Annotated in this window: 19 protein-coding genes; 2 read left to right on the top strand and 17 right to left on the bottom strand. The window is 54.2% G+C overall.

Annotated features, from left to right (window positions below):
- Positions 1–4 precede the first annotated feature (4 nt).
- From ACTU44_RS06690 to ACTU44_RS06670, 5 genes are all read right to left on the bottom strand, one after another.
- Entirely contained in the window at positions 5–2608 is a 2604-nt protein-coding gene (locus tag ACTU44_RS06690) for a TRAP transporter permease (RefSeq protein WP_462097011.1), read from the bottom strand.
- A gap of 197 nt (positions 2609–2805) precedes the next feature.
- Positions 2806–3783, bottom strand: coding sequence for a TAXI family TRAP transporter solute-binding subunit (locus ACTU44_RS06685; protein ID WP_114099522.1), 978 nt, complete (start codon positions 3781–3783; stop codon positions 2806–2808).
- 205 nt (positions 3784–3988) lie between these two features.
- Complete coding sequence (locus tag ACTU44_RS06680) at positions 3989–4822, bottom strand: beta-keto acid cleavage family enzyme (protein WP_462097010.1); 834 nt, start codon at positions 4820–4822, stop codon at positions 3989–3991.
- Entirely contained in the window at positions 4819–6195 is a 1377-nt protein-coding gene (locus ACTU44_RS06675; RefSeq protein ID WP_462097009.1) for an aspartate aminotransferase family protein, read from the bottom strand. Before ACTU44_RS06675 ends, ACTU44_RS06680 begins: the two co-directional genes overlap by 4 nt.
- A 28-nt stretch (positions 6196–6223) precedes the next feature.
- A complete protein-coding gene (locus tag ACTU44_RS06670) occupies positions 6224–7099 on the bottom strand; it encodes a MurR/RpiR family transcriptional regulator (RefSeq protein ID WP_114099524.1) in 876 nt (291 codons plus the stop codon).
- 277 nt (positions 7100–7376) lie between these two features.
- Here ACTU44_RS06670 and ACTU44_RS06665 point away from each other — a divergent pair, with 277 nt between their 5' ends.
- A complete protein-coding gene (locus tag ACTU44_RS06665) occupies positions 7377–8471 on the top strand; it encodes a response regulator (RefSeq protein ID WP_462097008.1) in 1095 nt (364 codons plus the stop codon).
- On the opposite strand, the gene ACTU44_RS06660 is transcribed toward ACTU44_RS06665, so the two are convergent.
- A complete protein-coding gene (locus ACTU44_RS06660; RefSeq protein ID WP_462097007.1) occupies positions 8439–10364 on the bottom strand; it encodes an asparagine synthetase B family protein in 1926 nt (641 codons plus the stop codon). The two genes, ACTU44_RS06665 and ACTU44_RS06660, sit on opposite strands and share 33 nt — an antisense overlap.
- 5 nt (positions 10365–10369) lie before the next feature.
- On the bottom strand, positions 10370–10642 hold the full coding sequence (locus ACTU44_RS06655) for a ribbon-helix-helix domain-containing protein (protein ID WP_462097006.1): 273 nt from the start codon (positions 10640–10642) through the stop codon (positions 10370–10372).
- A gap of 75 nt (positions 10643–10717) precedes the next feature.
- Between ACTU44_RS06655 and ACTU44_RS06650 the strand changes: the two genes are divergently transcribed.
- Positions 10718–11503, top strand: coding sequence for a phosphodiesterase (locus ACTU44_RS06650; RefSeq protein ID WP_462097005.1), 786 nt, complete (start codon positions 10718–10720; stop codon positions 11501–11503).
- Here ACTU44_RS06650 and queG read toward each other — a convergent pair whose 3' ends face one another.
- The 10 genes from queG to ACTU44_RS06600 form a co-directional block, all read right to left on the bottom strand.
- Positions 11504–12658 carry a tRNA epoxyqueuosine(34) reductase QueG gene (queG, locus tag ACTU44_RS06645; RefSeq protein ID WP_462097004.1) on the bottom strand — a complete coding sequence of 385 codons (1155 nt, stop codon included), beginning with the start codon at positions 12656–12658 and terminating at the stop codon, positions 11504–11506. It lies immediately after the preceding gene.
- Between the two features lie 122 nt (positions 12659–12780).
- A complete protein-coding gene (locus ACTU44_RS06640) occupies positions 12781–15279 on the bottom strand; it encodes a TonB-dependent siderophore receptor (protein ID WP_462097003.1) in 2499 nt (832 codons plus the stop codon).
- 165 nt (positions 15280–15444) lie between these two features.
- Positions 15445–16515 carry a FecR family protein gene (locus tag ACTU44_RS06635; RefSeq protein ID WP_462097002.1) on the bottom strand — a complete coding sequence of 357 codons (1071 nt, stop codon included), beginning with the start codon at positions 16513–16515 and terminating at the stop codon, positions 15445–15447.
- Positions 16516–16615: 100 nt separating this feature from the next.
- Complete coding sequence (locus ACTU44_RS06630; RefSeq protein WP_462097001.1) at positions 16616–17140, bottom strand: RNA polymerase sigma factor; 525 nt, start codon at positions 17138–17140, stop codon at positions 16616–16618.
- A gap of 191 nt (positions 17141–17331) precedes the next feature.
- On the bottom strand, positions 17332–17799 hold the full coding sequence (gene queF / locus ACTU44_RS06625; protein ID WP_008889637.1) for a preQ(1) synthase: 468 nt from the start codon (positions 17797–17799) through the stop codon (positions 17332–17334).
- Positions 17800–17803: 4 nt separating this feature from the next.
- Entirely contained in the window at positions 17804–18946 is a 1143-nt protein-coding gene (tgt, locus tag ACTU44_RS06620; RefSeq protein ID WP_462097000.1) for a tRNA guanosine(34) transglycosylase Tgt, read from the bottom strand.
- A gap of 6 nt (positions 18947–18952) precedes the next feature.
- Entirely contained in the window at positions 18953–20005 is a 1053-nt protein-coding gene (queA, locus tag ACTU44_RS06615) for a tRNA preQ1(34) S-adenosylmethionine ribosyltransferase-isomerase QueA (protein ID WP_114099533.1), read from the bottom strand.
- Between the two features lie 91 nt (positions 20006–20096).
- On the bottom strand, positions 20097–20642 hold the full coding sequence (locus ACTU44_RS06610) for a VUT family protein (protein ID WP_114099627.1): 546 nt from the start codon (positions 20640–20642) through the stop codon (positions 20097–20099).
- A gap of 233 nt (positions 20643–20875) precedes the next feature.
- On the bottom strand, positions 20876–22402 hold the full coding sequence (locus ACTU44_RS06605; RefSeq protein WP_114099534.1) for an inorganic phosphate transporter: 1527 nt from the start codon (positions 22400–22402) through the stop codon (positions 20876–20878).
- 171 nt (positions 22403–22573) lie between these two features.
- Positions 22574–26173, bottom strand: coding sequence for an AsmA family protein (locus ACTU44_RS06600; RefSeq protein ID WP_462096999.1), 3600 nt, complete (start codon positions 26171–26173; stop codon positions 22574–22576).
- Between the last annotated feature and the right edge of the window lie 265 nt (positions 26174–26438).

Genomic DNA, 26438 nt, shown 5'->3' with positions numbered 1-26438 from the left:
CCCGTCAGACCGTACCAAGCGCGTCTTCAGCGCGCTTGCGACGGCGTTGCAGAACAATGATCCCACCCAGCAGCAGGAATGCCGGAATGAAGAACACTTCCTTAGGCAAACGATCAGCCTCGACCTTCACCGCTGTGATTTCAAAGTCAAAATCAAGTCCGGCTTTCTCGGCAGGACCTGCAAAGACCAGATCATCAATAAAGATGCGACCGTCTTCGTTCCGGATACCAATCCCGGCATTGTAAAGACGATCCTCGCCCGACCCTGCCGGACCAAGCGGCAACATCACGGATTTGGATATTTCCTCACCCTCGATATTGATGCCTTCAACATCCAGCAGGATACTTGAATTTTCCGGCATCCCTTCGGCATCTTCAATAATTGTCGTTGCCGGAAGGTTATCGTAAGGCGGCTCGATCAGATCAAGCCAGAAGCCCGGACGGAACAGAGTGAAAGCAACCAGCAACAAGGCCGCACTTTCCCAAATCTTCGAACGGGCAAAGAAATACCCCTGCGTTGCTGCGGCAAAGACCAGCATGGCGACTGTCGATACTATAATCACCATCACAACATCAAATGGATGATCCAGACCGATCATCAAAAGCTGGGTATTGAACAGGAACAGGAACGGCAGAACTGCGGTCCGCATCGAATAGAAGAACGCAACCACACCCGTCTTCATCGGATCTGAACCCGATACCGCGGCGGCGGCAAAGGATGCCAAGCCAACCGGTGGTGTCACATCGGCCATGATGCCGAAATAGAACACAAACAGGTGAACTGCGATCAACGGCACGATCAGACCGTTTTCCGCCCCCAGTTCGACGATCACCGGCGCCATCAGGCTCGAAACCACGATATAGTTCGCCGTGGTCGGAAGCCCCATGCCAAGGATCAGACTGATCACTGCGGTAAAGATCAGGATCAGCATCAGGTTGCCGCCGGAAATCAGCTCGACGAATTCAACCATCACCTGCCCGATACCGGTCAGCGATACTGTACCCACGATAATACCAGCCGCAGCCGTCGCGACACCGATACCGATCATGTTACGCGCACCGGTCGCAAAACCGTCAATGACATCGGCAAAGCCCAGTTTCAAACCGGCAGCAAAGTCAGGCGTCTTGCGGAAGTACGATTTTGCCGCATGCTGGGTCAGCATGATGAAGATCATCAATACGGTGGCCCAGAATGCAGACAGCCCGGGTGATTTGAGCTCGATCATCAGGAACCAGACCAGCACAACAACCGGCAGCAGATAATGCAATCCGGCCTTTGCCGTTTCACCAAGTGCCGGCAGTTCGAGAACCGGCTGGTTCGGATCATCCATTTCAAGATCGGGATATTTGGCAGCGTAGTAGAGACCCGCCAGATAGATCGCAGCACATTCGGTCGCAACGATCCAGCCGACTGCGGCGCCAAACAGCTGCTTCTGGAAGAGAATGGCGTAATAGACCAGCCCCGAAAGAACGATCAGCGACAGCACGAACAGCAGCGACCGGATCAATGTCTGGCCGAGGGTCGAGGTCACCCGTTTCGGCAGACCTTTCATGTTCGCCTTAAGAGCTTCAAGGTGAACAATATAGATCAGCGCAATATAGGAAATCGTTGCTGGCAGGAAGGCATGCTTGATAACTTCCGGATACGGAATGCCGACATACTCGACCATCAGGAAGGCCGCAGCCCCCATCACCGGTGGCATGATCTGACCGTTGACCGAAGAAGCAACTTCCACCGCACCGGCTTTTTCACCCGAGAAACCAACGCGTTTCATCAACGGAATGGTAAATGTCCCGGTGGTCACAACGTTCGCAATCGACGAACCGGAAATCAGACCGGTCATCGCCGATGACAAAACAGCAGCCTTTGCCGGACCACCGCGCATGTGACCAAGGGCAGCAAACGCGACCTTGATGAAATAGTTGCCTGCCCCTGCCTTATCAAGCAACGAACCAAACAGCACGAACAGGAAGACGAAGCTTGTCGATACGCCAAGCGCAATACCAAACACGCCTTCGGTCGTAATCCACTGATGGGACATTGCCTTGGAGAAGCTTGCACCGGCCCACTGAAGAACTTCCGGCACCCATGGTGCATTCCCGAAGAACACGTAAACCAGGAACAGTACAGCCACACACATCAAGGGCGGACCAAGTGCGCGGCGGGTTGCTTCAAGCAACAGCACCAGCCCGGCACCTGCGACAACAAGGTCCTGGGTAATCGGAAGCCCCGGACGCCCTGCGAGATCGCGATAAAAGATGTAAATATATGCAGCACAAAAAGCAGCCGCAGCGGCAAGAATCCAGTCTACAATCGGGATATAGCTGCGCGGCGAGCTTTTGAAGGCCGGATAGGCCAGAAACGCAAGAAATACAGCAAAAGCCAAATGGATCGACCGTGCCTCGGTCGAGTTGAACACGCCAAAACTGACAATATAAGGCAGCGGCGATGCCAGCCACAGCTGGAACAGGGACCATGCGACGGCCACATACAGCAACACCTTTGCTGTCATGCCGGTCGGCTGGCGCGCCCCTGTATCATTTTCCGCAATCAGGTCTTGCAGGTCCTGATCAGACGCAGCCTGGTTTGCGTTTTTCACGTCGGTCATTTCAAACTCCCGGTCTGATCGGAGATTCATGTTCCGGCTTCCCAGAAACAAAAAATCTCCGTCGACACACACCCGGTCGCCCACGGAGTACATTGGTATCAATCAAAGATACCGGTTTTTAAAGTTTTTTGGTCGTACCCAACGGGCGAAAGAAAGAAAAACGGAGGGCAACTTGCTGCCCTCCGTTCCTGCCTGAATTACATCAGGCCTGCTTCTTTGTAGTATTTTGCAGCGCCGTCATGCAGCGGAGCCGACAGGCCGTCTTTGACCATTTCTTCTTTAACCAGATTTGCGAAAGCCGGATGCAGCTTTTTGAAATCTTCGAAGTTGTCAAAGACTGCTTTAACAACGTGGTAAACGACGTCCGCGTCAGTTGCGGTCGAGGAGACGAAGGTCGCGCCAACACCGAAGGTTTTGACGTCATCCGGGTTGCCGCGATACATGCCGCCCGGAATGGTGGCAACACGATAGTACGGGTTGTCAGCAACCAGTTTGTCGATGGCTTCGCCAGCAACTTCAACCAGAACGGAATCACATGCAGTGGTTGCTTCCTGGATCGAACCGGACGGATGGCCAACGGTGTAGATCATTGCGTCAATCTTGTTGTCGCAAAGCGCCTGGGACTGTTCAGCCGGCTTCAGTTCGGACGCCAGTGCGAAATCGTCAAGGGTCCAGCCTTTGGCTGCCATAACGATGTCCATGGTGTCGCGCTGACCCGAACCCGGGTTACCGATATTCACACGCTTTCCTTTGAGATCGTCAAAGGTTTTGATGCCGGCATCTGCACGGGCAACAACGGTGAACGGCTCGGGATGGATGGAGAAGACCGCACGAAGGTCTTCGAACGGACCAACCTCTTTAAAGGCTTTCTCACCATGCAGCGCATAGTACTGAATGTCAGACTGGGCAACACCAAGGTCCAGCTCGCCGGAACGGATGGTGTTGATGTTGTAGGAAGAACCACCAGTGGATTCAACCGAGCAACGAATGCCGTGCTCTTTGCGATCCTTGTTGACCAGACGGCAAATCGCGCCACCGGTCGGGTAGTAAACGCCCGTCACGCCACCGGTACCGATGGTGATGAAACGGTTTTCCTGTGCTGATGCCTGACCAGCAAAAAGCGATGCGCCAGCAATAGCTGCGACTGCAGTCGCTACTGCAATTAGTTTTTTCATTAGGATTAGCTCCCTTGTACACCCTGTTATAAGGCATCCTTCCATTCGTCCTTGGAACAGAAGAATTTCTTGAAAACACCCAACATAGTAGATGTTTTGACGCCGGGATTATAGGTTCCAGCTTGATGAATTAAAAGCCCATAACCCCGAAGCTCCTGATATTTCGCTGATTATTTCATTATGATATGCGTTTAAACTGTGGCTCCTACCATACCGGTTGCATGAGGCATTTCGCCTGTTCACCTGTCGCGATTTTACGCCCCATCAAGCGAGAACCCTCACACGCCTGAGCAATCAATTCAGCATTGTCCGACGCTGGCGATCCGTCAACCTTAAGATGATTATTCTCAAACCCTATGCGCGCATGACCGCCAAGACCGGCACCGGTCAAAATACAGGCATTCTCAAATGCCCCGAATGCACACAACATCCATTCGGATATATAGGAACTCGTTCCAAGGAATGGCAACAGCTCGGCCGGATCGGATATCTGTCCGACTGTGTAACGCCCCAGAACGAATAGAACCGGGAACTTTTCGCCCGGAAGAACCCCGATTTCGACCAACTGGTTAAAGCGCACGACGTCCTCGGGCGCATAGAGGATGAATTGCGGCAGGATGCCTGCTTCGCGCATGAATTCGAAAAACACCTTCAAGGCGTTCAGGTCTGCATCAATCGGCGCAATTTCCCGAACCGCAATTGATACCGCATCGGGAACAAGGTCGCGGATCATCGCCATCTGATCGCGCGCGCTATACATTCCGACGGCCTCGGTCGTCACCTGCAACAGCATATCCGGTCCGACAGCCGCCCGTACCTCAGTCAGCATTTCGCGATAGCGGCCAACATCGAGACTGTGTTTCTGGTCATCATCGCGCACATGAAGATGCATCATCCCAGCCCCGGCCTGTTTGCAGGCCAAGGCTTCCCGGGCAACCTCGGCGGCGGAGATCGGAATATTGATCAGATCCGCCTTGGTTTTCCGGGCTCCATTGGGTGCTGATGCAATCAGAAACGGTGTTTCGCCATAGACCATCATGAAAGTCCCTCGGCTGCAAAGACGTCATCAAGCGCCGCACCAAACAGATCAACGATCTTTGCAACATCGTCTTCTGTCACGATAAATGCAGGGGCAAACAGCACGTGATCCCCACGCACCCCGTCAATCGTCCCCCCCATCGGATAAGCCATCAATCCACGGGCAAATGCCGCTTTCTTGATCTTGGCATTGATCTTGAGCGACGGATCAAACGGCTCCTTGGTTTCACGGTTCGCAACAAGCTCGACACCACGGAAAAGACCGCGCCCGCGAATATCCCCAACAAAGGGATGCTGACCAAATTTGTCCTGCAACCCATTCACAAGGTTTTCCCCCTGCGTGACCACATTTGCCAGAAGATTGCGTTCCCGAATGACACGCTGGGTTGCCAGTGCTGCGGCACAGGCTGTTGCATGCCCCTGATAGGTATGGCCATGCTGGAAGAATCCCGACCCGGTGGCAATCGCATCATTGATCTTTTTGGAAACCAGAACCGCACCGATTGGCTGATAACCGGCACCAAGCCCCTTGGCGATGGTTTGCAGATCGCCGGAAATGCCTTCCTGTTCGATGGCATGCAAAGTCCCGGTCCTGCCCATCCCGCACATGACTTCATCAAGGATCAGCAACACGCCATACTGATCGCAAATCTCGCGGATACGCTTGAAATACCCCGGTACCGGAGCAAGCGCACCAGCAGTCGCGCCAACAACCGGCTCGGCGACAAAGGCCGCAACATTATCCGCACCAAGTTCAAGAATGGCGGTTTCAAGTTCGTTCGCAGCGCGAAGGCCATAGGCCTCTGGCGTTTCATCAGCCTGCTGATCACGATACTGGTAAACCGGTGCGATATGGCTTGCGGTGATCAGAAGCGGTTCAAACTGTTTACGCCGCCACATATTGCCGCCAACCGACAGCGCGCCCAGCGTATTGCCATGATAGGACTGACGCCGGGCAATAACGTATTTGCGCTCCGGCTGGCCGATCTCAAGGAAGTACTGCCGCGCCATCTTAAGGGCCGCTTCGGTTGCCTCGGACCCGCCGGAAACGAAATAGACCTTATCAATACCGGCCGGTGCATTGGCGACCAGTTCGTCAGCCAGTTCTTCCATGGCGTCTGATGAAAAGAACCCGGAATGGGCATAGGCAATCTGATCGATCTGGGCATGCATTGCTGCACGAACGTCCGGGTCGGAATGACCAAGGCATGAAACAGCGGCCCCACCGCAGGCATCAAGATAACTCTTGCCCGTCTCATCAAAGATATAAATACCCTCTCCGCGCACCGCACGTGGCGGGGTCGCGATGCTTGTGCGATGCAAAACGCGGGTAGACGCATTGGGAACTGTTTTGGTGTTTGGCACAGTTGTCATGTTCGGAAATTCCGTAAGAGCCCTGACCCTAGTTTTCAAAATAGGTATCAAAGGCAGCAAGTTGTTCTTCTGCAGCAGAAATCCGTTGCAGGGCCTTTTGACCGCCGCGTGCGACAAGCAACGCAACAAGCGCCTGCATGACCGACAAAGCGGCGGTAAAACTCTGGAAAAAGGATTGCGACGTGTCACGAACAACCAGTTTGGTCATGGCTTCAAGCGCAATCGGGGAAACATCGGAATCGCTCACCGCGATCACCGGGCAATGCTGGGAGCGTGCAAAATCAACTGCGCGCACCGTGTCACGGATATAGGGTTTTGCCCCGACCGCGATCATCAGGTCACGGCGACCAATCCCGCGCAATTCATCCCCGAACGCGCCGGAATGACCATCAACCAGCACCCCGTTGTCACGAAACAGGCGATAGGCATAAGCAAACTGATAGGCCGCAGGATAAGCAGCCCCGCGCCCGACAATATAAACATGACGGGCATTTTCGATTGCCATACAGGCTTCGATCATCCGCGCGCTGAGATCAGGACTGAATGCCGCACTGATATTGTCAATTTCCGTACGCGCGATACTTTCCAGCAGATGCTCGTCGCGATTGGCATCATTTTCCGTGCTTTGGGTTTCGCGGGCGCGCTGGGCGTAGCTGGCGGGTTGATCAAGCAGTCTCGTCTGATAGTGATCGCGAAATTCTTGCCAGGTCTCGATCCCGATGGCCCCCATCAGCCGGGTAATGGTGCTTGGCGGCACACCCGCCGCCGCCGCAAGCGCGCGCATCGAACGCAAGGCAACCTCATTGGGATGATCAAGGATATAGCGCGCAGCTTTCTGCATCTGCGGACTAAGCTTGGCGTAGTCCGAGATCAGTTTTTCGCGCAAATCAGAATACAAACCCATCAATCAGGCACCTCTGCACAACAGGACACATGAAATTACGCCACAAGATGCGCGACATCGCAACATATGTTTCAAAATTACACGACATGAAACACATGTTTCATCACAGTGTTTCATGCGTTTAAAGTCCGCCACGCTGGCGAAATTGAAAAACCATGGACTTATTAGAAAAAACTGTAACAATAATAAGAGTCACTCAAGGAACCTGAGCGTTTCAGATAAAAAGAATATTTGTGCCGTTTGGTAAGGGACTGGGCACCGAATCGGTAGGTGGCCAATGGAACATCAGATCATCAACGCGCTTGCGCAAACACAAGCAGGCATTGCGCTTTTTGACGCTGACGAACGGATTGTCTATGCCAATCCGGCGTGGGAACAATTAATCACGGGCGTTGCCGAAGAAGACCTGATCTTCAACGAAACCGAACTTGCCGATGGCGGCATGATTTCAATCTGCTTTGTTAAGCCACAACACGTCCCGCTTGATAAGATCAATCTTTCGAACTCGGCCAATGATGCCAAAATCGGGACTGTGATCATTGCCGATGACAGCGAAAGTAACCGTATGGTCGCCCGCCGTATCCTTCAGGCCGAGGGATACAGCATCGTCGAAGCCAGCAACGGTCAGAGCGTTCTGAACATGTTGCGTAGGGGGGTGAATGCCGATTTGATCCTGATGGATGTCGAAATGCCCGACATGGACGGCTTGCACACAACCCGCCGGATCCGTCACATGCCCGGCCCCGTATCACAGACCCCGATCATCGCCCTGTCGGCCCATCAATCGCGTGACTGGAATGTTATTGCCCGGCAGTCCGGTGTTGATGAATTCATCAACAAGCCAATCCAGCGTGAAAAGCTCATTGAAACCATGCAGGACCTGATTGCGCGCACGTCGGGTGCCGGAAAAAATGCAAAACTGACATCTTCACCCCCGCCACATCTGCGCAGCAAAAGTGCCCGCCTTGGTCGTCCTTCCCGCCCGGAATCCCTGACCAGTCCGGTACTGGATATCCGGGTACTGGAACAACTTTACAATGATGCCGGTGAAGAGGGTGCGCGTTGTGGCATTGATATCTTTATCAATGAAACGGAATCCCGACTGGTCAAGATCGACAAGGCATTGTCCGAGGATGATCTGAAAACAGTCCGCAACGAAGTTCACGCCCTTAAAAGCACGTCGGGGACGTTTGGTCTGCGCCAACTGTCCGAACTTTGCGAAACGACCCAGTCCATTTTCGAGGATGCCGAATTTGACGAAGACCGCGTGCTGGCACTGTCACGTCAGGTTGTCCAGCTTGCACCAACGGCATTGACTGCTTTGAACCTGTATCGACGGTCACGCCATATCGGCAGCAACAACACGATCTGATTTCTGCCCGGGTGATTTCTGTCTGGTGTGCTCAAGGATATCACCACGCGGCCCGTCAATCATTTCCCAGATCTTCCACACCATTAATGCCCAAACAGTCAATGTCATGTCCGCGTCCCGACCGGATGTCGCGCGCGTCCAGCACATCCTCTGCCGTTCCTTTGGCAGACCGATTTCACCAAACACCGCATTTAAAATACTGTCGTCATCCCCCCAAAGGTACGTGCCCAGTTTGGCAAGCCAGTCCGCCAGTGGTGGATTAAACCCGATCTTGCGATTGCCAAGATGCCCGGCAGGAAAATGGGGCTCTATGACGTCACGCCAGACCGATTTCGCCCCATCCCGCAAATGCTGTGTTGCAGAAATCACCGCAGCAGACCGGATCACGTCATGACCAAGCAATGGCGGGCGATATTCCAGCCCGAATGCCATGCCGCACCGGTCCGACATTACAAGCTGATTGCCCGGCAATGTCACATCCCGGTCAAACTGCATCATCTGATCGGCAAGATTGCCGCTCTGCATCAAGCTGTCTGTTATTCCGGCAAGTTCTGTCTCAAACTCCGGCACGGCACAGCGACTGTTCCAGACGTCAAATGCCGACCGCAGATCATCACATCCACCCGAAAGAAACCGCACCAATTCACGATAGCTTGTCCATTTGCCAATCCTGGCTGCCCCCTGTCGCAAAGGTCGCGGAACATGTTGCCAATACCGGTCATACAAAAATGCGGCGCGATATCTGGGATAGCCGCCAAACAGCTCATCCCCGCCATCACCAGTCAGACAAACACGGACATCCTGCCCAACCCGCGATGACAGTCGCTGCATCAAGACAATCGACGGATTGGCAAATGGCGCACCGACCGACCCCAGCCCCGCAATCAGTTCGTCATATATCTCTTCCCCGGTTTTCGGGGCACGAACGATGCAAAGCGTTTGCCCCAAATGATCACAAAGCTTTCGGGCAGCATCGGTTTCATCACGGGCCGGATCGTCAAACCCCATGACGAATGCGGGTGGCAAGTCCCGGCCCTGTTCGCGCGCGATATCACAGGAAATCGCCGATATCCCGGCACTGTCAAGCCCGCCGGAAACCAGACATCCAAGCGCACAATCGACATCCATCGCATCCGCGACCGATTGCCTGACCTTCTGACGCAGATCAGAAACCCTGTCAAAAGACGTCGGCTTGGCACTTACATCCTGTGCCGGATGGGCAATCGCGCTTCTGGTGATCGCGCCATTCTGCCAGCAGATGACGGATCCGGGCTTTAAGAGTTCGATACCCATAACGCCACTTGCCGGTGCTGGCACAAACAGATGGGCCAGATAGCGAGCCCTGCTCGTTTGATCGAACCGAAGACTTTGCACTTCACCAAGTGCCGCCAGTTCCGAAGCAAATGCCAGATCACCGGTCGGGCTGCTGTGGCAGACATAAAGCGGCTTGATCCCGACCGGATCGCGCGCCAGCCATAAGCTGCGTTCCCGAACATCCCAGAACGCAAGTGCATATTGCCCCGATAATGCACCGAGTATATTGGCAATATCATCGCCTGCCATGACGGCACGGGCCAACAGATGCAAAACCAGTTCCGCATCATTCTGGCTCCGCATGTATGCACCATCCCGGGCCAAGTCGGCGATCTTACGCCGGTGTCCGGCGATGTAGCCATTGAACACCAGAACAAACCGCCCATCAGCGGTCACCAATGGCTGATTGGCTGTGCGTTTCGGGTCCGTGGTGATCAGTCGTGCACATCCCAACGAAATGGCACCATCCGGATCAGACCAGATCGCGGTATTGTCGGGGCCGCGATGGGCAAGTTTGCCCAGGATACGCGCAAGTGCGGATTGACCATCTGATGCAGTGATCCCGGCAATTGCGCACATGGCTGCTAAACCATCTCATCCGGTTCAGAACCATCATCGGGCAGGCTTTCACGCCCCTGCCCTCTTATGCGGTTCTGAAGATCACGCAGGATGTAAAGCCGAAGGGCACTCGAAAGGTTGCCTTCCCGTTCGGAATCAATTTCGACCACCAGTTCCGCCAGTGTGAGGTCCCGACGTTCGGCAATTCCGACCAGCTCCTGCCAGAAAGCATCTTCAAGCGAAAAACTGGTTCTGTGGCCTGCAATTGTCACTGATCTTTTACGAACGGTGTCATCCATCGGCGTTTATATCTTTTCATGTCTGGGAAAAACGAACATGATTTCAAATGCTTTCCGCCATGATAGGGCATCGTCATGAAATTCATACATCTTTCCGATCTTCATATTCTTGCACGCAATGACCTGTCACGTAAGCCGGATGCGGCGGCAACCCTGCGCAAGGTTATCGGTGAAATCAACACCCACCATCACGATGCCGAAATCTGTGTGATTACCGGTGATATCACGCATCGCGGAACAGCCGAACAGTATGAACAGGCCGTCGATATCCTGTCCGAACTTGCCATCCCCTATCTGATCATTCCGGGGAACCATGACATTCGCGAAGCTTTCCGCGACGCCTTTCCGACCACGTCGGTTGATGCCAACGGCTTTGTCAATTTTGGCCAGACCTTTGACGGGGTGCGGTTTGTCATGATGGACAGCATCGTGCCGGGTGATCATCACGGCACCCTGTGCGAAAGACGTCTGGCCTGGCTGCGTGACGAACTTGCCGCCCATCGCGATACGCCGACGTTCCTTTTCATGCATCATCCACCGTTTGAGATGGGCCTGCCCTTCATGGATACGATCCGCCTTGATGTTGAGCACGAACTGGGTGAAATCGTGCAGGCAAACCCGCAAATCAAGCATCTGTTCTTTGGGCATTTACACCGGCCTGCGACCGGCACTTGGCTTGGTGTACCGTTCGTTCTGGCCAACAGCACCCAGTGTGGCGAACCACTTGATTTCCGACATAAAAAGGAAGAAGAGCTCGAAGACCGCAATCCGCTTGGTCCGGGATACGGCATTGCCTTTTCCGATCCCAAGGGCGGGCTTCGCTATCACTTTGATTTTGTGAAGTTCGATATGGATGCCTGATCAGGCTGCAAGGCTGCCCCGATCCCATTCGGTGCGAACAATCGGGTCTTCTTCCTGTGCTACCTGACGTGTCCGCAGTTGATCAAACGCTTCACCATCCATCAATTGCGCCAGCGCCCAGACGGCACTGGCGCGGATCAGCGCACTCTCATCACCCAGCAAGACGGTAATTCTGGGGATCAGACCTTCCGACCCGCTATTGCCCGCCGCGATCAAAACATTGCGCAAAAACTTTGCCCGACCGATCCGCTTGATCGGTGATCCGCTAAAGAATGCGCGGAATGTTTCATCATCAAAATCAAGGAAATCGGCCAGACGCGGCGCAGTCAGTTCCGCGCGCGGAATGAATGCGAGCTCTTCTGTTCTGCTCGCAAACTTGTTCCAGGGACAGGCTGCCAGACAATCATCACAGCCATAAATGCGATTGCCCATCGCCTTGCGAAATTCAAGGGGGATGGGTCCGTCAAGCTCGATCGTCAGATAGGAAATGCATTTGCGCGCATCAAGCTTATAGGGTGCCGGAAAGGCATCCGTCGGACAGGCCGACAGACATTTTGAACAAGACCCGCAATGATCAATTTCGGGCTCGGCTTCGTCAAACGAGATCGTCGTAAAGACCTCGCCCAGAAACAGCCAGCTACCAAATTCCCGCGACACAAGATTGGTGTGCTTGCCCTGCCAGCCGATACCCGACGACTGCCCCAGCGGCTTTTCAAGAACCGGGGCGGTATCAACAAAAACCTTTACCTGTTCGCGCCCGCCCGATTGCTCAACCAGCCACCGGGCCAATTGTTTCAGGCGTTTCTTGATCAGATCGTGATAGTCCTTGTTACGCGCATAGACCGAAATCATCGCCCGGTCCGGGTGATCAAGCAACTCCATCGGATTTTCGGCAGGGCCATAATTGCTGCCCAGTACGATCACTGATTTGACGTCGGGCCACAGCATTTCCGGATCACGACGCCGTGGCAAACGTTCCGGATCATTCATCCATGCCATTGAACCGTATTCGCCACCGGCAACAAATTCATCAAGGCGTTGCTGATTACGCGGATCAATCTGCGGACGCGCCACACCACAGACATCAAAGCCGATTTCGCGGGCTTTGGCCTTAAGCATTTCCAATGTGATCTGGCGTTCGGTCGTTGTGGTCATGTTTGCGGGTCGGTGTTCTGTACAAAGCGATCTCTCTTTATCGTGCTTTATATAGGTTTGCCGACAAAACGCAAAAGGCCGCAGCGTCATGCTGCGGCCTTTGAATGCTGATCAAAGAAAGATCAGAAGCGATAGCGAAGCGTTGCAAGGATCGAACGCTCTTCACCGTAGTAACAGTTATCCGACCACTGTGTGATCAGGCACGAGGCCACATATTCCTCATCAAGCAGGTTGTTTACATTGATGCGCAGGTCCGTGTTATCAAAGCCAACCTTGGCCATGTCGTAATTCAGTGCCAGATCAAAAATGGTATAATCGGGCACCGTAATCGTATTGGATTCATTGCCCGCCATTTCCCCGACGAAGCGTGCACCTGCCCCGATGCTCAGCCCATCAAGGGCGCCCGAATGGAACCCGTAATCGCCCCAGATCGATGCCATATGTTCGGGAACCTGCATCGGACGTTTGCCGTCCTTGCTATCACCCGGCGCATCATAGGCCGCGTCAGTATAAGTATAGGATGCGATCACACTGAGGTTTTCATTCAAATTTGCCCGCGCTTCAAGTTCGAGCCCCTGACTTTCGATCTTGCCAAGCGGATCATAGGCAAAGGTCGACGCGTTATAGATCGCGACATTATCCTGTTCGAGATAGAAGGCCGCGGCACTCAGCATAAGATTACCGTTTTCGGGCTGATATTTCACACCCGCCTCATACTGGGTCCCCTCGGAAGGCTCAATCGGGTTGCCCGCAACATCTGAAGACAGGCTCGGATTAAAGGATTCCGAGTAACTGACATAGGGTGCGACACCATTGTCGAACAGATACAAGATGCCGGCCCGCTTGGTAAGTTTCTGGCGATCTTCGCCGGTTTTCTTGTTGGTCAGGCGATCAAGTTTTGTGGTTTCCACCCAATCCTGTCGCAATCCCAATGAAAGGCGCCAGTTTTCGTAGGAAAACTGATCTTCAAGATACAAACCCGCCTGTTCAAGCGTTCTGACATTGCTTGTCGTTGGTGCACCAAGCGTAACTCCGGGGCTTCCATAAGTCGGTGAAAACGGATTGATGTTCGAAGCAGACGGAAACTGCCAGCTGTTTTCGGCCCGACGGTGCTGATAATCAAAGCCCATCAACACAGTATGATCTATATCCGCCGTTGCGAAATCGGCTTGCAGCTGGTTGTCTACGGCATATGCGCGCATGGTTTCATCACCACCGCCATAGGAACGCTTCAGCTCGTCTGTCGAACCAACCCAGCCGGTCTGGTAAATCTGGTCAATATGGACGTCAGCATCGAGAAAACGAAAGTTCTGTCGCGCTGTAAAGGTCTCGTCGAAATCATGTTCGAACTGATAGCCTACCATATTCTGCGTTCTTTCGAAGGCCTCCAGCGATGGATCGCCATCAAAGAACCCGGTCGAGATATATTTGCCATTTCGCGGAAACAGGGTGCCTTCTGATGGCACACCGTTATGGGTTCCTCCTTCCGGATCTTTTTGCAAATAAGCCATCAGGGTGACGCGCGTATCATCGGTGAAGTTCGCCGTCAAAGACGGGGAAATCGCATAGCGTTCTTCTTCTGCACCTTCAAACTGGGTATCAGCAGCATCGGCCTTGCCAATCAGGCGATAGGCCAGCTTACCTGCTTCATCAAGCGGTCCTGTCAGGTCAAACCCGACACCACGCTGATTGCGGTTGCCATAGGAAAGTTCGACTTCACCCTGTTGTTCGAATTGGGACTTCTTGCTTGAAAGTGCGACAAGCCCACCCGGGGAGCTCCGCCCATAAAGAACCGATGCCGGGCCTTTGACAACATCAGCACGCTCAACGAAATAGGGGTCGACCTGCATCGAACTATAGGTCGAGTCATCACTCATGGTCTTAAGACCATCAAGGTAAATGTTGTCAATCGACCGGTCGACCAAGCCGCGCAAGATCACATAATCGTAGCGGTTCGACGCGCCGACCTGCCCGGTAAAGGCACCGGGGGTATAACGCATCGCCTGCATGATGGTTTGTGACCCCTGATCTTCCATCTGATCACGTGTCACCACAGTAATGCTTTGCGACGTTTCAAGGATGGGGGTCGCCGTTTTGGTTGCAGCCAACGACTTCGTGGCAATGTAACCCGGTACCGGGCCGTCGGCCTTTTCGTCAACACTGTTTGCTTCAACACGGACAGCATCGGTGACATTTTCACCGCTAGTGGCAAGCGGTTCAATGGTGATCGTTCCACCATCCGTGTAGCGCCAGGTATATCCGCTTCCGCTTAAGAGCGTTCCAAGGGCGGCATCGACCGTCATCTCGCCCTTAAGCCCGGACACCTTCACATCCCCCAGCCCGTCCGAGGGAAACATAAGCTTCAGATTCGCCTGATCGGCAAATGTCGTTAGCGCCCGGTCAAGGTCTTGGGCCGGAATGTCGAGAAGAACCACATTTGACTGGGCGATTTCGGTACCGATTTCGGCAGCATTGCCCGATAGCGGACAAGCTAGAGCAATCCCTGAAATAACTGTGGTCGCCGCAAGACGTCGCATCCAGTCATTTCGTGCAACATCCCCTGAAATCACAGTCCGTTGGCCGCATGCCACAAGCTTCATCACATTCGTTGAATTCATCATAAGGCCTTTTTGGTTCAATTCCCCTATTGCGAATGATATTAAGAACCGAAATCATTCGCTTTACCTTGTGACGATTTCACCTGACGTGATTTGCACCCCCTTTTTCATTTTTTTGAAATTCTTTGAGAATAGCCCGAAACACGGTCCGAAATCGCACGACCGGGGCTAATAGATGACGGTCAAAAGCGGCAAGCGAACAAGCTTGGCACCCGTTGTCTGCTCCAGAGAATTAAGCAGCTCATCAAGCTCGGCGGTTTCAAAAACGCCGGTAACCCTGAGATTACGCAAAGCATCACGTGCAATAACGATGCGTTCGGATTTGTATCGCTGGACCTCGTCAATCACATCACCAAGCGGACGGTTATTGAAGATCAGCTTTCCGCGTTGCCAGCTGCCATAGGCAGCAAGATCAGCATCCTCGACCAGTTTCGGAACTGCACCATCCTGATAATAGGCTTGCTCACCGGCATTCAACCAAACAGAGCTGCCCGACTGGTTGCTGACCTCAACCACGCCTTCCTGAACGGTGACGCCAACGCAATCATCTTCGATCCGAACCCCATAAACAGTTCCAACCGCCATCGAAGCCCCATCCCGTGCTGTGACAATAAAGGGATGGCTGGCGTCCTTGGCGACATCGAAAATGACCTCGCCTGCGGCAAGATTCACCTGTCGGATATCGCCGGAGAAATCGATGGAAAAGGCCGATGATGTGTTCAGATGGGCAACCGTGCCATCCGGCAATGTTATGGTTCTGGAAACCCCGATAGCGGTGCTGTAATCCGCATTCCAGCGTGCCCATAAATCCTGCCCTTGAAGACTACCAATGATGATCAGGGCAAGCATTGCACAAAGCGAACCGACCATAACGCCCCAGCGTTTTGGTCCAAACGACATACGCCCTGTCATTGGCCGTTTGCGTCGCGTTGCCGGTCGACTGACGGATGTGGATGCCAATGTCGGTGAAGCCATCGCCAGATCGTGGTCGAGCCCGGACCAGTTTCGGGCCACCTCGGTCTCGTCAACCGCTCCGAAAAGCAATTCAGCTTCCCGGACGGCACGGGCATGATCGTTGCTTTGGGCACGCCAATGTTCAAATGCCTGGCGTTCCACATCCGAAGCATCGCCGAATTGCAGACGCACCAGCCACTCGATGGCCTGATCGCTCAACGCGATCATGTCATCGTCATAGCCTTTCAGCACAGACTGCTGATCTGCGGTTGCACCCGACGTCAAATGCCCACTCCCCGATCAAAATCCGTTCCCGTTCCCGACAAACGGCAATCTCTGTTTATAAGACGAACCAGCCAGGCGAATGATGCCATCAAAACTGACATTATTTTTCATCCCCGGCCAAAAGCGCGTCACGACAATGACGCAAGGCGCGGCCAATATATTTCGCGACCATACTGTTTGAAACACCAAGTTTGTCGGCAATCTCGGTGTGAGACATCCCTTCGACCCGAAACATCAGGAGTGCCGCACGCGCGTTATCGGGTAATTCTTTCAAGGCCCGGTCCAGCAGCATGATCTGTTCGCGCGACAGGTAAATCTTTTCCGGCCCAGGTTTGGGATCACTGATTTCCAGCGCCCCCTCGTCCCCGTCATGACGCGCAGAAAGACGTCTGTCACTTCTGATCTGGTCAATCGCAAGATTGCCCGCCACCCGGTAAATATAAGCCCGCGGGTTATCAATCTCGTCATCGGTGTCGGGCGTTTTGGCAAGACGCAAATAGGTGTCCTGCACGACATCGGCCGCGCGCTGGGAATCACCATTCAGCTTCCGGGTCAGAAACCGCAAAAGCTGTTCATAGTTTTCCTGAAAACTTGCAATGAGGACAGATGCGCTTTGACGCGCCATCGTCATTCCCAACCAAACCAGTGTCACAAAGCAGGCCCCCTGCCATCTCCCTGACTTAGCAGGATCAATTGAAAATGACAATGAGAATAATTATCATTAACTAATGATGTGAAATAGCCATACCCAAAGAAAAAGGCTGCCCGAACAAGGCAGCCTTTCAAATTCATATGTTAACCGTTGTCCTGACGGGCCTAACCACGGCCGCGATAGGGCGCCACACCCTGCTCAGGAATCCAGACGCCTTCGGGGGCCGGGCCGGTCTGATAAAACACATCAATCGGAATGCCGCCGCGCGGATACCAGTAACCGCCAATGCGCAGCCATTTCGGATCAAGTGTTTCAACAATGCGCTTGCCAACCTTGATGGTGCAATCTTCGTGAAACGACCCATGGTTACGGAACGAAGTCAGAAACAGCTTCAGCGATTTGCTTTCTACGAGCCAGTCACCCGGCACATAGTCAATCACGAGATGGGCAAAGTCCGGCTGACCGGTGATCGGGCAAAGCGACGTGAATTCCGGTGCGACAAAGCGCACACAATAATCTGTTCCGGCTTGCGGGTTCTGAACCCGTTCAAGAACGGCTTCGTCCGGGCTGGCGGGCTGCTTGGTGTCTCCACCCAGCATGGTCAGATTGTCGTAAATGGTCTGATCGGCCATGGAATTAATCCTCGATAATTGGCACGGGATCGATATCCCCGCCTTCCTGTCCGGCGCGGAAATCACGTGCGAACGCGTCCATCCGGCCTTCGGCAATGGCTTCGCGCATGCCGCGCATCAAATCCTGATAATAGGCAAGGTTGTGCCAGGTCAGCAGCACCGCACCCAGAATTTCACCCGCCTTGATCAGGTGATGCAGATAGGCACGCGAATATTTCGTACAAGCCGGGCAGTTACACTGATCATCAAGCGGGCGATCATCATCACGATGACGACCGTTCTTAAGGTTCAGGGTACCGCGATGGGTAAAGGCCTGTGCATTACGGCCCGAACGGGTCGGAAGCACACAGTCAAACTGATCAATCCCGCGCATCACCGCACCAACCAGATCAGACGGCTTGCCAACCCCCATCAGGTAGCGCGGCTTGTTGGCCGGCAACATATCGACACAGAAATCAAGCGTATCAAACATGATCTGCTGGCCTTCACCAACTGCAAGCCCGCCAACCGAATGGCCCGGAAGATCAAGTTCAGCCAGCTTTTCAGAACTTTCACGGCGCAGGTTTTCAAAAACGCTGCCCTGCTGAATGCCATAAAGCGCATAGCCTTCGCGCTCGACAAACGCGTCCTTTGACCGTTTGGCCCAGCGCATCGACATACGCATGCTGTCAGCGGCCTGCTGTTCGGTTGCCGGGAACGGGGTGCATTCGTCAAAGGCCATGGTGATGGTCGAACCCAGAAGATGCTGGATTTCCATCGACCGTTCCGGCGTCAGGTTGAACTTGCGACCGTCGATATGGCTTTTGAAGGTCACGCCTTCTTCGGTGATCTTGCGAAGCTTGGCCAGCGACATGACCTGATACCCGCCGCTATCGGTCAGGATCGGCTTGTCCCAGTTCATGAATTTGTGCAAGCCACCAAGACGCGCAATGCGTTCCGCGCCGGGACGCAGCATCAGGTGATAAGTATTGCCCAGAAGAATTTGCGCGCCCGTATCAGCGACATTTTCCGGCAGCATGCCCTTTACCGTGGCAGCAGTTCCAACCGGCATGAAAGTCGGCGTATTAATGACGCCGTGCGCGGTGTGGAGGCGCCCCAAACGGGCCTTGCCATCCTGGGCAAGCAGTTCATAACGAAATTCGGTCATGACAGATTATGTCCGTGCATCAATTTTACTGGCGCATTCAAGCAGGCTGCAATCGCCATAAGAATAAAAACGGTATTCGTTCTCGATCGCGTGGTTATAGGCCGCCTTCATCCGGTCAAACCCGGCAAAGGCCGAAACCAGCATAAACAGGGTCGAACGCGGCAAATGGAAGTTGGTCAAAAGCATATCCACCGCCCGGAACTTGTAACCCGGCGTGATAAAGATGTCGGTTTCCGCTTCGAACGGTTCAACCACGCCGTCTTCACGTGCCGCACTTTCAAGCAAACGAAGTGACGTTGTCCCGACCGCAACAACACGTCCACCATTGGCGCGCGTCTCGTTGATCAGATCAGCAATTTCCTTGCTGATGGATCCCCACTCGGCATGCATCTTGTGGTCTTCTGTATCGTCAACCTTGACCGGAAGGAACGTCCCCGCCCCGACATGCAGCGTAATGGTGCGACGGTTAACCCCGCGCGCATCCAGATTTGCCAGAAGTTCCGGGGTAAAATGCAGCCCCGCCGTCGGGGCCGCCACCGCGCCGTCCTTTTGGGCAAAGATGGTCTGATAATCGGATTTGTCCTGATCATCGCCACCGGTCTCGCGACGGATATAGGGTGGCAGCGGCATCACACCGTATTTCTCAAGGGCCGCGATCAGATCGGCTCCCGACCGGTTGAATTTCAGCGTAACCTCGCCGCCATCCTTCTTATCAAGAACCTCGGCCTCGAATTCGTCATTGACCTTGAAGGTTTCACCGATCCGAAGCTTTTTGGCAGGCTTTGCGAATGCAACCCAGGTTCCCAGACCTTCCTGCTTGTGCAGGGTCACTTCGACCTTGGCATCACCGCGTTTGCCAAACAAACGTGCCGGGATAACGCGCGTGTCATTGGAAATCAGCAAATCGCCCGGACGCAGAATATCGGGCAGCTCGCGCACGATACGGTCATGCATGCCATCGGCAGACAGATCAAGCATACGCGCAGCGTCACGCGGGTTTGCCGGATGTTCTGCAATGCGTTCGCGTGGCAATTCGAAATCGAACAGATCGACTTTCATGGATCGGGGTAATTCCGGATTATGGGACAAACAGTTGAAGGGGCGTTTTATGCGCCCCTTCGTTTAAAATCACAAGGTGTTGCGCGACATATCAGCCCTGTGCCGGTTCCGCATTCAGGCGCGGTGTCACCACAGCCATCAACAGACGGAACGGCGCAAGACAGGTCAGCGCCATGATGACCTTGGCGGTAAAATCACCCAGCGCCCAGGTGTCCCACGGAAGACCGGTACCGGCAAACGCGATCGAGAAGAACAAGGCGGTATCCACCGCCGAACCGATCCCCGATGACACCAGCGGTGCTTTCCACCAAGTTGCCTGACGCAGCTTGTCAAAGATCGTCACATCAAGCATCTGGGCAATCAGGAAGGCCGAACCCGACGCAATGGCAATGCGCGTGTCTGCAAAGATAAGCGACAACACAACTGCCAGTGCAAAGCCCGCCAGCACGACAATGCGCGCAGCCCCCGCACCGCGTGCGCGGTTGGTCAGATCGGTCACAAGGAAGGCCACCGGATAGGTGAAGGCACCATAGGTCAGCCAATCCGCCAGAACACCCGGCAGCGGGTATTCAACAAGAATGTTCGACGCGACAACAGTCGCCGCCATGGCGAGAACACCGAAAATGATCGCTTTCATCGTCTTGTCCTTCAACAAGGTGAACCCACGCATAACAAATCTCGCGGCCCACCTTACTGGGCGACGATCAGGACCGGGTTCTTTTCAACTTTGGTTGCCGGGTGTTTACGCCCAAGCCCCAAGAGGGTCAAGGAAAAACGGCGATCAGGGAAACCCTGACCGCCGCTGCAGATCGCTGCAAGTCGCCCCGGGGAAAGTGGGACGCCGTGCCGCGAAACTTTATTCTTTTGCGATTACAGCATGATACCACGAATGGTGAAGAACAGCAGCGCGCCAAGGAAGGCACCAGCCGGAACCGTCACCACCCAGGCTGTCGCAATCGTCACCGCATAGCGGCGACGCACCAGAAGACGCTTGCGCATTTTCTGTTCTGCTTTTTCAGCTTCGTTCGGATCAATCTGGCGCAAGGCTTCAAGATGTTCGTCTGCCTGCAGGTCGTCGGGCTTGTCAACCAGCATTGGCGATGCGACCTGACGACGACGATGCGACAGGCTTTCACGCAGGAAGCCGACACCAAACACCGCGCCAACCGCAATATGGGTCGAACTGACCGGAAGGCCGAGTGCCGAGGCCACAATCACCGTCAGTGCTGCCGACAGAGCCACCGTATAGGCACGGATCGGATCAAGCTTGGTAATCTTTGATCCAACCGTCTTGATCAGTTTAGGACCAAACAGGATCAGACCAGCCGAAATACCAATTGCGCCGATAACCATAACCCAGATCGGAATGGGGGCCGAAGTCACGATCTGACCGCTATCGACACCCGACACAATGGCCGCCAGTGGACCGATTGCGTTCGCAACATCGTTCGAACCATGGGCAAAGGAAAGAAGGGCTGCCGAAACCACCAGCGGAATTCGGAACAGCGATGCGATTTCCTTGCGGCGCCCTGTCATGGTTGCCGATGCACGATGAACCGCCTTGCGCACCGGAAGGACCGTAATGAAGAAGGCCGCAATACCGATAGCAATCACAACCGATGTATCTGCTTTCCAGAGTTTCTTGACCCCCTTCATCATCAGATACATCGAGAAGGCCGAGACCATAACACCAACCAGGATCGGCACCCATTTGCGGGCAGCAGCAACACGGTCTTCTGTATAGATGATACGGAATTTGATAAAGGCCAGGAAACCAGCGGCGATCAAACCGCCAAGTACCGGGGAAATCACCCAGCTGGCAGCAATCGTCCCCATGGTCGGCCAGTTCACAGCATCAATGCCGACGGCTGCCATACCGGCCCCCATAACACCGCCGACGATGGAATGGGTGGTCGATACCGGCGCACCAAGCCAGGTCGCAAGGTTCAGCCAAAGTGCTGCGGCCAGAAGGGCGGCCATCATTGCCCAGACAAAGGTCTGCGCATCAGGCATCTGGTTTGGATCAATGATCCCGTTCTTGATCGTTCCAACGACATCGCCACCGGCGATGATCGCGCCGGCGGCTTCGAACACAGCCGCAATCAAAAGGGCGCCAACCATGGTTAGCGCCTTGGAACCGACCGCCGGACCAACATTGTTGGCAACGTCGTTGGCACCGATATTCAGCGCCATGTAACCGCCGATCACAGCAGCCGCGATCAGGAAGCCACTTTGCGGCAAGCCACCCATGTGAAAGGCGACAAACGCGCTACAGGCAATCAGGAAGACAATGGCAAGACCAAGCTTTGCGCTGATCGAGGCAGTGGCCCCCATCCCCGCATCCATGCGCTTTTGCCACTTGAGGTCCTTATCCAGAGCAGTTTTTTTAACCGACATAATCAACCGTTACCATCAAAGGGAATCGACGCGCGGATCATGTCGAAGCCGGACCCGTTTGTTAAGGTTTTTTTGCCGTTATATTACGATGACCTGTCAAGCATCTGAGGTTAAACGAAAAACGGCCCCACATGTCGGGGCCGTTCTCGCTGACTTTAGCCCGTCAGGGGATTACCGACCAAACTGGTTCAAAAGACCTTTCAAGAGCCCTTTTGCCGCATCTTCGGCCGATCCGCTGCCTGAACCCGAACCACCGCTGCTTGATCCGCTTCCGCCAAGCGCCTTGTCGAGAATGTTATCAAGAACCTTCACCGCGATCTTGTCCATGCGACCGGTGATCACAGGATCATCGATCTTGCCTTTGGCATAGACGCTAAAGGGCGGCAGTTCTTCGATCTTTTTGGAGAAATCGAAATCAGCAGTGGTGTCCATCACCCATTTCGGCAGATCAAGTGTTGCATCGGCATCCGCCGTCCCGACCCGCGAAAGGGCTTCGACGCGGGTGGTCTTGGCAATACCGTTGGTGATGGCAATATCGCCTTCAAGCGACTGTAGAAGATCATTATTGCCGACCCCTTCAACCACCATGGCTTGTGGCCCCTGACGCAACAGAGCTTCAATATTCAGCTTCGGATCACTTGACCGCTTGCTTGCATTGCTAAACCGGACTTCAGTCAGGACCAGATTGGCCGTGCCATTCAGCGCAGAAACCAGACGACGTGAAGTATTGCCCGATGCCTTGACATCGAATTTAAGGTTCGCACCGCCAATGACAGTGTCATTGGCAACCTTGATCGGTGTCAGCTTTTCAATCCGCGCCTTGTCAAGGCCGCCCTTAAGGGCAAGTTGCGGAACATCACTGTTACGGGCATCGAACGTCCCATCAATACCAAGATCACCATCCCCCAGAAGCCCCTTAAGGTTCGAGATGGTCAAAAGCCCCTGCACAAGGTTTGCCTTAAGGTCCGGCTTCACAAGGCTGTAGGCGTCAAAATCAAGCTGATCAAGGGCGATGGCGATATCCGCATCAATCGACCGCAGGGCCGATACGTCAATAATCGTATCATCCCATGGTGTCCCGTCACGCGCATCGACATTGGTCACCTTCATGCCCGAGGGCAGATTAAAGGCAGCCTTGCCCGGCCCGCTACCCGCGCCGGGCATCAGGCTTGCGCGTTTTTCGGCAGGCAGGAACGGATCAACCACAAGGCTTCCGCCCGAAAGTGCGACCGAAAGTTTCGGCTGTGCCTGTGATGCGTCAAATGTGACCTTGCCCGCTGTTTCAAACGCGCCAACCACAAGCTTCAGACCATCAAGGACGATATTCTGTGCATTGCCCTTGACCGCACTTGAAACGGCAAACCGCCCCAGATTGCCCGACGGTGTATATGTCGGCGCAACAAGATCAAGTGCGCGGTTCAGGCTTGACGCCTGAATGGCAAGTTTGCCGTCCAATCCGGGATTTCCACCCAGCATCTGCGAAACAACACCATCAAGGGCGACCTGCATCAACGGATTGGAGACATCAAGTTTAAGGGACGGCCCGGTAACCGGACCATTCAGACCAAGATTTGCCTGAATGCTTTTATAGCTGCTTGCCGGTGCCGGAAGCGTAATCCCGGTCAGCTTTGCAAAGGGCTCAAGCGTCTTGGCTGTTACCCGAACAGACAACCCGTCAAAGACTGGAACCTCTGCCGACCCGTTGAAGGTGCCCTTGGCAGACGCGGCAAGCCCGGCTGCATCAGAGACAACAAGATTGGTCAGGGTAATGTCTCGGCCCTTGATGCTGCCATCAATCATGATGCCGCGCACGGCAACACCTGATGAGATAACTTCGTCAGCAGCAAGACGGTAGTTTGCCGCCAAACCGTCAAGCGGCGCCAGGGCATCCCTGATGACCTTGACCATGTCTTCCTTGACCGCAGAAGACTGCGCAGCGCTATCAGTCGACGCACCGCCTGCTGTGGCACCACCTGAAGCAGTATCTGACGACGTTGTTGCAGCGTTATCATTTGCCGGTGCGCTTGGCATATATTGATCAAGATTGATGCGATCAAGCTTCAACCCGATGCCGAGTGCCGGAAGCCCTTCCCCGCTCAGATTGGCGACCACCGCACCACGAATGGCGGTATCATCAATCCGCAGATCAAGATCAGAAATATTAAGCTGATCAGGCGTTCCCTTGATCCCGCCTGTCAGGGAGAACCGGCGCAGTCGATCTGCACGTATGCCATCGACATCAACACCAAGCCAGCGAATCACAGCCCGGATATTTTCAGATGCAACTTCATAGCTTAATGCCGCCGACAATTCCGGCTTCTGACCGGAAATGCTGCCAAAGACGGCCAGATCCGTGCCCCCCGGAAGACCGGCGGACACCTCGTTAAGCGTAACCTTGCTATCCGCGATCGCGGCATTGATACGCGCATTATGCACAGGCGTCTGGTTATAGATCAGGGTTTCGACTTCAAAGTCGATAGATGCCGTCAGGTCAGACGGAATGGCGGGCGCATTGGCTGCCTTGCCGTTATTTACCGAGCTTTGCGATGGAATGGATTGAGCTGCACCATTGGCACCCTTTGATCCATTCGTGTCTGCATCGGCCTTATCCGGGGAACCGGATGCGGCAGCGGAACCGGATGAAGGTGCCGCCTTGCCGTCACCCATATCAGCCAGAACAAGAATGCTATCAAGATCAAGCTGATTGAACCGCAATGCGACATCCGCGCGCATGCTCGGTTCCTGATCAATCGCAATCGCACCCGATCCACGGGTTTCACCAAAGCGGATCGACAAATCATTCAGCGTGACGGATTTGGCATTGGCGGCAATATGCCCGCCAAGGTTAAAGGGCTTGGCGGCGATATCGGGGATATCCGCACCATCACCTGCAATGCGCAGTGCTGCCTGACGGAGATCGTCGAAATTACCATCAATCTGGCCATCAAATCCCGGATTATCCGAGGACAGATCAACCCGACCACCAACCGTAATACCGCCATCGACCTTGTCGATGCCCAGTTTCAGGCTGACCGGGAAAGGTGCAACCTGACTGATCTGACCAACATTAAAGCCAAATGTCAGCGGGATACCGCGATAGAAAACATACCCTTCACCCTCAAGCGGACCATTCAGGCTGTCTGCCGATACACCAATGGTCAGGCCTTCGATGCGTTCTTCCGACCCCGGAGCACGATAGATGATGGTCGCGTTTTCGATCTCAAGCCGGTCGATCTTGATCGTGCTGGCGATATCGCTGCCTGCGGCATCGTCAGATCCGCTTGCCGGATTATCGGCACCTGTCTGTGATTGTTCTGGCGTCTGAGAGCCACTTTCGGGCATCGTAATCGTGCCTGCATCCGGCCCGGAACGTGCGGCTTGTGCCGGATCGAAGACCAGATTGTTGCTGCCATCTTCGAATGTCTCGATCGCGATTACAGGGTCGATCAGACTGACTTCCTTGATCTGAACATTGCCCGTCAGAAGCGGCATCAGGGCAACCGACACACGCACCTCTTCGATTGACACCATGTCGGCGTCCTGGGCACCAGGCAGATTGCCAAGGCTGACCTGGCTTGCCGAAAGCGACGGCGACGGGATCAGCGACATGGACAGATCGCCCTCAAGAACAAGCTCCCGCCCCGTGGCATCGCGCACGGCTTGGCTGATCTGTGCCTTGTAGCCATTCCAGTCAATCAGGGAAGGAATGATCAGCAGTGCTGCGACAAGCACCACAACTAATGCACCGATTACGGCAAGGATCTTTTTCAACAGTCAGGCTCCGCTCGCTCACAAGGTCATTCTGCACGTCGCAGTGACCTTCAATGATTTGATTTTAAGTCCAAAAGCATAGGGCTCGTGACAGCTCTCGCAACAGAAAATGGCAACAGAATGTTGCATTCTTTACAGTTCGTCATTTGCACCTGAATATAATGACTTGCCTGCCATGGAGGTGCACCTTCGGTATCCCGTCTGTTTCATGTGAGAGTCCAAAGGTTCAGCATCAAGCGACAATTTAAAATTTCGAGATTTTAAT

The sequence above is a fragment of the Thalassospira sp. SM2505 genome (genome assembly GCF_054901115.1).
This window is presented reverse-complemented; position numbering and strand designations above follow the sequence as displayed.